Here is a 9,716-nt window from a genome sequence, read left to right as displayed (position 1 = left end):
AGCAATACCAGTCTCAACGTCGCGCAGAGGCGGGCACAGCTGATACCCCTGCTCGGCGGTCGGCCCCTAGAGCCCCAGCCCGGAGAACGCCGCGGTGATCTCCGACATCGTGTTGGTCAGCAGCTGCAGCTCGAACCCGGCCCCCAGCGTGAACACCGCCGTGTTGGCCGCCGCCGGCAGCCCGAACGCGTCGAGGAAGTCACCGTTGGTCAGGTTCGTGGTGAGCAGGCTGAGGTCGTAGGTCGGCAGCGTGGTGAGCAGCGCGTTGAGGATGTCCGAGGTGCCCAGCAGCGCACCGGAGATCGACGACGTCGCACTGGTGAACGCGGCGACGATGTCGCTGAACGACGGCAGCGCGGTCGCCGCGATGTGCGAGGCGGCGTCCGAGGCGGTGGGGACGAATGCCGCGAGCATGGCCGCCGGGTTCGCCAGGTCGGCCTGGAACGCCGTCCAGCCCTGCTCCGCCCCCGACATCAGGTGGTTGAAGACGTCGGTCATGCTGACGTCCGGGAACAGCCCGAACGGGGTGGCCACGTCGGCCGGCGCGGTCGAGTAGCCTTCGCTCCCGTCGCCGTAGCCCAGGTTGATCAGGTACGTCAGATCCGGCCCGAGCAGGTCCTGCAGCGGCTTCGGCAGCATCGCGACCAGCGGCGCCGTCTCGTGGATCATGTAGTAGTCGGTGGTGCAGGCCGCGCACGGGTCCGTCGTCGAGTGCTCCGAACCCGGCAGCAGCGTCGCGCCGGCGATCTGCTCGGGGGTGGGACCGCTGCCGTTGACGCCGCCGTTGAGGTAGGTGCCGTGCAGCGTCCGGATACCGAGGAACGCGTTGAGGTCGGCGAGGAAGTTCAGTGGGTAGCGCGGGAAGTCGGTGAACCCGTCGTACTCCATCGAGTAGATCGCGGTCTGGAAGGCGTCGGACGGGGTGGAGTTGTCGAAGCCGAAGCCGAGGCTCGGCAGGTTCAGCGGCAGCGCGTGGGTGTCACCGGACGTCGTTTCGAAACCCGAGAAGCGTTCCAGGATGCCGCCGTTGGGGGCGCTCGGGTCGCCGATCAGCACGAACTGCACCGGGGCGTTGCCCAGCCCTTCCTGCTGCAGTTTCGCCATCTCCTCGCTGGCGATCGTCGCGCTCTGCGAGTAGCCGAAGACGGTGACGCTGTTGTGGTCCGCGAGTTGAGCCTTGATGTGGTCGTCCAGGATCGTCAGACCCTGGCCCACCGACGTACTCTGCGCCGGGAAGCCGGTGGCGTCATTGGGGTAGTTGAACCGCAGCACGTTGATGCCGTCCAGCGGGTACAGCCCCTCCGGGGTGAACACACCGTTGGCCAGCACTCCCGGGTAGGTGACGTCGGGGGCGTTCTGCTGGATGTAGAGGTCGTTGGCGGCGCCGACGTAGGCGGTGCCGGGGATCGGGGTGCCGCTGCCGCCGATGACCAGGCCGACGTTCTCGCCGGCGGCCAGGCGCACCGCCACGGCGGCGACGCTGGGCGGGGGCAGCACCGCCGGGGTGGCCAGGCCGGCGCCGAGCAGAGCGGCCGCGCCGGCGATGTAGGGACGAAATAGATATTCCATGAGGAACCCCCTAAGTGAACGCCAAGAATCGACGCTACGCTCGCTGGGGATACGAGCGCAAGAGCCTGTTCAGCCGATCAGTGCCTTGCGCAGGCCGGCCAGGTCGTCATCGGTGACGCCGGCGGCGTTCAGGTACCCGTCCAGTGAACCGTAGTTCTGCTCGATCGACCGGTGGGCGGCGTCGAGGTAGTCGGCACGCACCCCGAGCACCTCGTCGGAGAGCCGCGCCTCGGTGAACGTCAGCACCTCGGGGGTGACCTCGACCTCGGCGCGCTGCCGGATCATGTCCAGGATCTGCTCGCGCAGCAGTGGGACGGCGGTGTTGCTGCGCAGGTAGTCGGCGACCACGGCGTCGCGGTCCACCCCGGCGGCCGCCAGCACCACCGCCACCACGAAACCGGTGCGGTCCTTGCCGGCGAAGCAGTGCGTCAGCACCGGCCGGCCGGCGGCCAGCAGCGACACCACTCGCTGCACCGCCCGGCGGGAGCCGCCCAGGGTGGGGAAGCGCTGGTACTCCTCGATCATGTAGCGCACGGCGACGTCACCGGCCGACTCCGCGTCGAGCTTCTCGGTCATCATCTTGCGGAACGCGTCCTCGTGCGGCGAGGTGCTCTCCGGGGCGGCCTGATCGGCGGCCAGATCGGGGAACGGCAGCAGGTGCACGTCCACGCCGGTCGGCACCCGGCCGGGACCGCGGCGGGTCACCTCCCGCGGGGAGCGCAGGTCGGCCACGTCGGTGATCCCGAACCGCAGCAACTCATCGCGACCGACTTCGTCGAGCCGGCTCAGCTCGCTGGACCGGTACAGCCGCCCCGGCCGCAGTGCGCCGGTGGTCTGCGCGACATCCCGGAAATTCCACGCCCCGTGCAGTTCCTGCGCCTCGGTGCCCATGCGAGCCACGATAGGGCACCGCTACGGCGGCCCCTCGGGCGCAGGCGGGGCATGGGAAAGCCCCCGAACACCGGGGGATGTCGGGGGCTTCGTGTGCGGGGGGTCAGATCGGCGGGTAGTTCGGCGGCGGGTAGCCGCCACCGTCGACGACGCCGCGGAACCCCCAGGTCATGTACTTCATGAAGAATTCCATCTCGTCGGACGCGTCGTAGTCCGGACTCGGGTCATACGAAGGACCCATCGTCGCTCACCCCTTTTCGCGCGGCGGTTTCTCGGCACCGCCGACCTCGTTATGCCTTGAGTTTAGTCGGCACGTCAACGTTGCGGCACCCAACTGCCTAGACTCCATCCAACCAGTTGATTGATACGCCGGTGGTGCCGGCTGACGATTGCGAGTGGACATGCCCAACGACAACGGTTCAGTTCAGGCACCCTCCCGACGGGAGGAACTGCTGACCGTCGCCACCAAGTTGTTCGCCGCCCGCGGGTACCACGGCACCCGGATGGACGACGTCGCCGAAGTGGTGGGCCTGAACAAGGCGACCGTGTACCACTACTACCCGAGCAAGTCGATGATCCTCTACGACATCTACCAGCAGGCCGCGGAGCGAACCCTCGAGGCGGTGCACGACGACCCGTCCTGGACCGCCCGGGAGGCGCTGTACCAGTACACGGTGCGACTGCTCGACCAGATCGCGGCCAACCCGGAGGGGGCGGCGGTGTACTTCCAGGAGCAGCCCTACATCACCGAGTGGTTCACCGAGGAGCAGGTCGCCGACGTCCGGGAGAAGGAGATCCAGGTCTACGAGCACGTGCACGGCCTGATCGACCGGGGGATCGCCAGCGGCGAGTTCTACGAGTGCGACTCGCACGTGCTGGCCCTGGGCTACATCGGCATGACACTGGGCGCCTACCGGTGGCTGCGCGCCAGCGGCCGGCGCAGCGCCAAGGAGATCGCCGCGGAGTTCTCCACCGCCCTGCTGCGCGGGCTGATCCGCGACGAGGCGACCCGGGTCGAATCCCCGCTGGGCGCCTGACGGGTCAGGGGCACCGGCGGTGAGCCTCGCGCAGCGGCTGGCGGACGTGGTGGGCGCACCCCACGTCAGCACCGATCCCGACGTCCTCGCGGCGCGCAGCGTCGACCACACCGGGCGCTACCGCGGCCGCGCCGCCGCCCTGGTCCGGCCCGGCTCGCCCGACGAAGTCGCCGCGGTGCTGCGGGTCTGCCAGGAGATCGGGGCGCCGGTGACGATCCAGGGCGGGCGCACCTCGCTGGTGGCCGGCACCGTCCCCCAGCACGACGACGTGCTGCTCGCCACCGAGCGCCTCGACACCATCGGCGCGGTGGACACCGTCGAGCGGCGGGTCAGCGCCGGTGCCGGTGTCACGCTGGCGGCGGTGCAGCGGGCGGCGGCCGCGAGCGGGCTGCTGTTCGGTGTGGACCTCTCCGCCCGCGACACCGCCACCGTCGGCGGCATGGCGTCCACCGACGCCGGCGGGCTGCACACCGTGCGCTACGGCAACATGGGCGCGCAGGTGCTCGGCCTGGACGTCGCCCTGCCCAACGGCGAACTGCTGCACCGGCATTCGCCGGTACGGGCGGACAACACCGGTTACGACCTGCCGGCGCTGTTCGTCGGCGCCGAGGGCACCCTGGGGGTGATCACGGCCCTGGACCTGCGGCTGCACCCGATCCCGAGCCACCGGGTGGCGGCGGTCTGCGGGTTCACCGGGCCGGCCGCCGTCATCGACGCGGCCCGGTTCCTGCGCGACGCCGACGGGATCGCCGCCCTGGAACTGATCGACGCGCGGGCGACCGCCCTGACCGCCGAGCACCTCGGCGTCGCCGCACCGGTGGCCGGCGACTGGCTGCTGCTGGTGGAGTTGGCCGGCGACCACGACCAGACCGAGCGGCTGGCCGGCCTGCTGCAGGGGCTGTCGACCGCCGGCGATCCGGCGGTCGGCGCCGACGCCGCGACCCGCCAGCGGCTGTGGCGGGTGCGCGAGGCGCTCGCCGACGTGCTCGGGGTATTCGGTCCGCCGCTGAAGTTCGACGTGTCGCTGCCGCTGAGCGCGGTGGCCGGTTTCGCCGCCGATGCGACCGCACTGGTGCAGCGTGTCGCCCCGGCTGCGCTGCCGGTGCTGTTCGGCCACGTCGGGGAGGGCAACCTGCACCTGAACGTGCTGCGCTGCCCACCGGAATCCGAAGCGGCGCTGTATGAGCCGATGATGGACCTGATCGCCGGCTGCGGCGGCAACGTCAGCTCCGAGCACGGCATCGGCAGCCGTAAACGCGCCTACCTGACGATGTCCCGCGGGCCGGCGGACATCGCCGCGATGCGCGCGGTCAAGGCGGCCTTCGACCCGGCCGGCTACCTCAACCCCGCGGTGCTGTTCCCCTGATTTTCTCCCGCGGCCGTGCACAGTTCACCGGTAAACCCGCAGGTGGAGGTGGTGAACTCGGCACGGTCGCGGCTAATGGAAGGCGGTGATCAGCTGCCGCACCGCCACACCGTCGGCGAGATGGTCCATCGCCTCGTTGATCTGATCCAGTCTGATCGTCGCCGAGACCAGCTTCTCCACCGGGAGCCGGCCGGCCCGCCACAGTTCGACGAACCGCGGGATGTCCCGGGCCGGCACCGCCGAGCCGAGGTAGCTGCCGATCAGCGACCGGCCCTGCGCGACGAGATCCAACGGCGACAGGCTGATCCGGGCGTCCGGCGCCGGCAGGCCGACGGTGATCGTGCGCCCGCCGGGGGCGGTCAGGGCGATGGCGTCCTGCAGGGCCGCGGGATGCCCGGCCGCCTCGATCACCACCGCCGCCCGCACCCCGGCGTCCAGCGCCTGCTGCGGGGTGTACGCCCGGTGCGCACCGAGTCCCGTTGCCGCGGACAGTTTCTCCGGCAGCCGGTCGATCGCGATGACCTCCACGCCGTCGTGTGCCAGTGCGGTCAGCACCGCCGCCATCCCGACCCCGCCCAGGCCGACGACGATCACCGCCTGGCCCGGTACCGGCCGGCCCGCGTTGAGCACCGCCCCGCCGCCGGTCAGCACCGCGCAGCCGAGCAGCGCCGCGACCGTCGGCGGCACATCGTCGTCGACCGGAACCGCGCTGTCCTGGCTGACCACCGCGTGGCTGGCGAACCCGGAGACCCCGAGGTGATGGAACACGCCGGAGCCGTTGCGGCGCAACCGGATTCCGCCGCCCAGCAGGGTGCCGGCGGCGTTGGCCGCACTGCCCGGCTCGCACGGCGCCAGCCCGTCGGTGGCGCAGGCCGCGCAGTGCCCGCACCGGGGCAGGAACGTCAGCACCACCCGCTGCCCCGGCGTGATCACGTCGACGCCCGGGCCGACGGCCTCCACGATGCCGGCCGCCTCGTGGCCCAGCAGCATCGGCACCGGGCGCACCCGGTTGCCGTTCACCACCGACAGGTCGGAGTGGCAGACCCCGGCGGCCTGCACCCGCACCAGCAGTTCGCCGTCGCCCGGCGGCGCCAGCTCCAGATCACTGATCGTCAGTGGACGGGACTGCGCGTACGGCCGGGCCGCACCGATCCGCTCCAGCACGGCACCGCGAATAGCGATCATGCTGGAATACAACCATGACGGTTCCGCCCGCGCCGGAAGGTCTGACCGGCAACCACTTTCCGGTGCACTGGCCGGTGCTCACCCGTTGGGCCGACAATGACATGTTCGGCCACCTCAACAACGCGGTGTACTACCAGCTGTTCGACACCGCGATCAACGGCTGGATCCAGGCCGGCACCGGCGTCGATCCGGTCACCATGCCGGAGCTGGGGGTGGTCGCCGAATCGGGTTGCCGCTACCTGGCCGAAGTCGGCTTCCCGGAGCGGCTTTCGGTGGGGCTGGCGGTCACCCGGCTGGGCAACAGCAGCGTCACCTACCGGCTCGGTGTGTTCCGCACCGACGACGACGGCCGACCGCCGACGGGGGAACCGGCCGCGGTCGGGCACTGGGTGCACGTCTACGTCGACCGGGACAGCCGGCGGCCGACCCCGATCCCGGCGGTGATCCGGGCGCTGCTGGCGACCGCGTGCGTCTGAGCGGGTGGCTATGCTCTGCGGATGCCGCTCGTCAGCAAGACCATCGAAATCGCCGCCGACGCCGCCACGGTCATGGCCATCGTCGCCGACTTCGAGGCCTATCCGCAGTGGAACGACGAGGTCAAGGGGCTCTGGATCCTGCACCGCTACGACGACGGCCGGCCCAGCCAGCTGCGCCTGGACGCGTCCTACTCGGGTTTCGACGGCACCTTCATCCAGGCGGTCTACTACCCCAGCCCCACCCAGATCCAGACCGTCCTGCAGCAGGGCGACCTGTTCACCAAGCAGGAGCAGCTGTTCAGCGTGGTCGAGATGGGGCCGATCAGCCTGCTCACCGTCGACCTCGACGTCGAAACCGAGATGGCGGTGCCGAAGATGATGGTCAAGAAGGCCGTCAACGACACCCTGGAGTACCTGGCCGACAACCTCAAACGTCGCGCCGAGCAACTGGCCGCCGGATAACCCAAGCGAAGCGGGAGACCCGAGTTGAGTGACACCCTGACCGATCCCGCCGCGCAGCCCTACCGCGCCCGCCGGCAGAACTGGGTCAACCAGCTGGACCGGCACGCACTGATGCAACCGGACGCCCCGGCGCTGCGCTTCCTCGGTGAGACCACCACCTGGGCGCGGTTGCGGGAGCGGGTCGGCGCGCTGGCCGACGCCCTGCACCGGCGCGGCGTCGGCGCCGGTGACCGGGTGATGGTGCTGATGCTCAACCGCACCGAGTTCGTCGAGGCGGTGCTCGCCGCGAACATGCTCGGCGGGATCGCCGTGCCGGTGAACTTCCGGCTGACCCCGCCGGAGATCGCGTTCCTGGTCGGCGACTGCGCGGCCCGGGTACTGATCACCGAACCCGCGCTGACGCCGGTGGCCGTCGCGGTGCGCGGCCAGGCCGAATTGCTCGACACGATCGTGGTAGCCGGCGGTTCAGCGAGGCTCGACGGAGGAGAGGCGAAGCTGGGACCGCCGCATCAACCCGGCGAGAGTGCCGATGAGGGCCTGCTGGCCTACGAGGACCTGATCGCCGAGACCGGTGAGCCGCACCCGCCGGTGGACATCGACAACGATGCGCCGGCGCTGATCATGTACACCTCGGGGACCACCGGCCTGCCGAAGGGCGCGGTGCTCACCCACACCAACCTGACCGGTCAGACCATGACCATGCTCTACACGGCCGGCACCGGCACGTCCGACGTGGCGTTCATCGGGGTGCCGCTGTTCCACATCGCGGGCACCGCCAACCTGCTGCCCGGCATGTACCTGGGCATCCCGACCGTCATCAACCCGCTCGGTGCGTTCGACGCCGCGCAGCTGCTCGATCAATTGGCGGCCGAACGGGTCACCGGCATCTTCCTGGTGCCCGCGCAGTGGCAGGCGATCTGCACCGAGCAGCAGGCGAACCCCCGCGACATCGTGCTGCGGAGCATGTCCTGGGGTGCCGCGCCGGCCTCGGACACCCTGCTGCGGCAGATGTCGGAGACGTTCGGCGGCACCAAGATCCTGGCGGCGTTCGGCCAGACCGAGATGTCGCCGGTGACGTGCATGCTGCTGGGCGAGGACGCCATCCGCAAGCTCGGATCCGTCGGCCAGGTGATCCCCACCGTCAGCGCCCGCGTGGTCGACGAGAACATGAACGACGTCCCGGTCGGCGAGGTGGGCGAGATCGTGTACCGCGCACCGACATTGATGAGCGGCTACTGGAACAACCCGAAGGCGACCGCGGAGGCGTTCGCCGGCGGCTGGTTCCACTCCGGTGATCTGGTGCGGATGGACGCCGACGGCTACGTGTGGGTGGTGGACCGCAAGAAGGACATGATCATCTCCGGCGGGGAGAACATCTACTGCGCCGAGGTGGAGAACGTGCTCGCCGGCCACCCCGACATCGCGGAGGTGGCGGTGATCGGCCGGGCACATGAGAAATGGGGTGAGGTGCCGATCGCGATCGCCGCGCTGAGCCGGCCGGGGCTGGATCTGGCGGACCTGGAGACCTACCTGACCGAACGGCTGGCCCGGTACAAGCACCCCAAGGGGCTGGAGATCGTCGATTCGCTGCCCCGAAATCCAGCGGGCAAAGTCCTCAAAACTCAGTTACGGAGTCAGTTCAGTGACCGTTGAACAGCTGAAATATCCTGTGCGTCAAGCGAATCGAGCAGTCGTGAGCGAACTTGACATAACGCGATCACCGTTGTGTTACCGGTCGGTATAACTATCGTGCGGATCGGATGCGTTCCCGATCACTCATCGGGTATGGTCCGTGTGTCGTCACAGGGACTTGCTGGCGGGGGACCCGGAAAACCGGCGCCAATGAGCGGATGGGCAAGAGGAGGCAACGTGGCACACACACTGCTGTCACGTCGCTCTGTGTTCTCTCACCTGGCGGTCTCAGCGTGACCGCGCCCGCCCAGCCGCGGCTGGCGGACTTCGTCCGCGATCGGCTGACGCCGCCGCTGATCATGGTCGGCGGCTTCTTCAAGATGTGTGTGCTGACCGCGCGGGCGATGTTCACCCCGCCGTTCCAGTGGCGGGAGCTGATCCTGCAGGGCTGGTTCCTGATCAGCGTCGCGATCATGCCGACCATCGCCGTCTCGATCCCGCTGACCGTGCTGCTGGTCTTCACGCTGAACATCCTGCTCAGCCAGTTCGGCGCCGCCGACATCTCCGGCGCCGGCGCGGCGATCGCCGCCGTCACCCAGCTGGGGCCGCTGACCACCGTGCTGGTGGTGGCCGGCGCCGGTTCGACCGCGATCTGCGCGGACCTCGGCGCCCGCACCATCCGCGAGGAGATCGACGCGATGGAGGTGCTCGGGATCGACCCGATCCACCGCCTGGTGGTGCCCCGGGTGATCGCCGCGACGATCATCGCGCTGCTGCTCAACGCCCTGGTCATCGTGATCGGCCTGGTCGGCGGCTTCCTGTTCGGCGTGTACCTGCAAAACGTCTCCGGTGGCGCCTACCTGTCCACGCTGACCCTGATCACCGGGCTACCGGAAGTCATCATCTCCACGGTGAAAGCCGGGGTGTTCGGCCTGATCGCCGGCCTGGTCGGCTGTTACCGCGGCCTGACCGTGCGCGGCGGCTCCAAGGGCCTGGGCACGGCCGTCAACGAGACCGTCGTGCTCTGCGTGATCGCGCTGTTCGCGGTGAACGTCATCCTGACCACGATCGGCGTGAAATTCGGGACGGGGACCTGAG

General features: G+C 69.7%; 10 protein-coding genes. 6 read left to right on the top strand and 4 right to left on the bottom strand.

The features are described from left to right. Positions 1 to 66 precede the first annotated feature (66 nt). The 3 genes from KIH27_RS19205 to KIH27_RS19195 form a co-directional block, all read right to left on the bottom strand. Positions 67 to 1,569, bottom strand: coding sequence for a PE-PPE domain-containing protein (locus KIH27_RS19205; RefSeq protein ID WP_214094566.1), 1,503 nt, complete (start codon positions 1,567 to 1,569; stop codon positions 67 to 69). A gap of 69 nt (positions 1,570 to 1,638) precedes the next feature. Then, complete coding sequence (locus tag KIH27_RS19200; protein ID WP_214094565.1) at positions 1,639 to 2,460, bottom strand: tyrosine-protein phosphatase; 822 nt, start codon at positions 2,458 to 2,460, stop codon at positions 1,639 to 1,641. A gap of 103 nt (positions 2,461 to 2,563) precedes the next feature. Continuing rightward, positions 2,564 to 2,701: a hypothetical protein gene (locus KIH27_RS19195; RefSeq protein ID WP_214094564.1), complete on the bottom strand. Its 138-nt coding sequence runs from the start codon at positions 2,699 to 2,701 to the stop codon at positions 2,564 to 2,566. 160 nt (positions 2,702 to 2,861) lie between these two features. Between KIH27_RS19195 and KIH27_RS19190 the strand changes: the two genes are divergently transcribed. Both KIH27_RS19190 and KIH27_RS19185 read left to right on the top strand, forming a co-directional pair. After that, on the top strand, positions 2,862 to 3,497 hold the full coding sequence (locus tag KIH27_RS19190) for a TetR/AcrR family transcriptional regulator (RefSeq protein ID WP_214094563.1): 636 nt from the start codon (positions 2,862 to 2,864) through the stop codon (positions 3,495 to 3,497). Positions 3,498 to 3,534: 37 nt separating this feature from the next. Continuing rightward, positions 3,535 to 4,863 carry an FAD-binding oxidoreductase gene (locus KIH27_RS19185; RefSeq protein WP_214094570.1) on the top strand — a complete coding sequence of 443 codons (1,329 nt, stop codon included), beginning with the start codon at positions 3,535 to 3,537 and terminating at the stop codon, positions 4,861 to 4,863. Between the two features lie 72 nt (positions 4,864 to 4,935). On the opposite strand, the gene KIH27_RS19180 is transcribed toward KIH27_RS19185, so the two are convergent. Then, positions 4,936 to 6,048, bottom strand: a complete 1,113-nt coding sequence (locus KIH27_RS19180; RefSeq protein WP_214094562.1) for an alcohol dehydrogenase catalytic domain-containing protein — start codon at positions 6,046 to 6,048, stop codon at positions 4,936 to 4,938. A 14-nt stretch (positions 6,049 to 6,062) separates the two neighbouring features. Here KIH27_RS19180 and KIH27_RS19175 point away from each other — a divergent pair, with 14 nt between their 5' ends. The 4 genes from KIH27_RS19175 (at position 6,063) to KIH27_RS19160 (ending at position 9,715) form a co-directional block, all read left to right on the top strand. Further along, entirely contained in the window at positions 6,063 to 6,524 is a 462-nt protein-coding gene (locus KIH27_RS19175) for an acyl-CoA thioesterase (protein ID WP_214094561.1), read from the top strand. 21 nt (positions 6,525 to 6,545) lie between these two features. Continuing rightward, positions 6,546 to 6,986: an SRPBCC family protein gene (locus tag KIH27_RS19170; protein WP_214094560.1), complete on the top strand. Its 441-nt coding sequence runs from the start codon at positions 6,546 to 6,548 to the stop codon at positions 6,984 to 6,986. Between the two features lie 24 nt (positions 6,987 to 7,010). Continuing rightward, positions 7,011 to 8,639, top strand: a complete 1,629-nt coding sequence (fadD5, locus tag KIH27_RS19165; protein ID WP_214094559.1) for a fatty-acid--CoA ligase FadD5 — start codon at positions 7,011 to 7,013, stop codon at positions 8,637 to 8,639. 338 nt (positions 8,640 to 8,977) lie between these two features. Beyond that, on the top strand, positions 8,978 to 9,715 hold the full coding sequence (locus tag KIH27_RS19160) for an MlaE family ABC transporter permease (protein WP_250150400.1): 738 nt from the start codon (positions 8,978 to 8,980) through the stop codon (positions 9,713 to 9,715). Position 9,716: the final 1 nt, after the last annotated feature.

It is taken from the genome of Mycolicibacter acidiphilus, assembly GCF_018455725.1.
GTDB classification, from domain to species: domain Bacteria; phylum Actinomycetota; class Actinomycetes; order Mycobacteriales; family Mycobacteriaceae; genus Mycobacterium; species Mycobacterium acidiphilum.
Note: the sequence above shows the minus strand (reverse complement) of the source record. Positions and strands in the feature narration are given on the sequence as shown.

Bases quoted from the DNA above. Each gene is read 5' to 3' on its own strand.
- KIH27_RS19205 (WP_214094566.1), bottom strand. From the start codon at position 1,569: ATGGAATATCTATTTCGTCCCTACATCGCCGGCGCGGCCGCTCTGCTC.
- KIH27_RS19175 (WP_214094561.1), top strand. From the start codon at position 6,063: ATGACGGTTCCGCCCGCGCCGGAAGGTCTGACCGGCAACCACTTTCCG.
- KIH27_RS19195 (WP_214094564.1), bottom strand. From the start codon at position 2,701: ATGGGTCCTTCGTATGACCCGAGTCCGGACTACGACGCGTCCGACGAG.
- KIH27_RS19170 (WP_214094560.1), top strand. From the start codon at position 6,546: ATGCCGCTCGTCAGCAAGACCATCGAAATCGCCGCCGACGCCGCCACG.
- KIH27_RS19160 (WP_250150400.1), top strand. From the start codon at position 8,978: ATGGTCGGCGGCTTCTTCAAGATGTGTGTGCTGACCGCGCGGGCGATG.
- KIH27_RS19200 (WP_214094565.1), bottom strand. From the start codon at position 2,460: ATGGGCACCGAGGCGCAGGAACTGCACGGGGCGTGGAATTTCCGGGAT.
- KIH27_RS19190 (WP_214094563.1), top strand. From the start codon at position 2,862: ATGCCCAACGACAACGGTTCAGTTCAGGCACCCTCCCGACGGGAGGAA.
- KIH27_RS19180 (WP_214094562.1), bottom strand. From the start codon at position 6,048: ATGATCGCTATTCGCGGTGCCGTGCTGGAGCGGATCGGTGCGGCCCGG.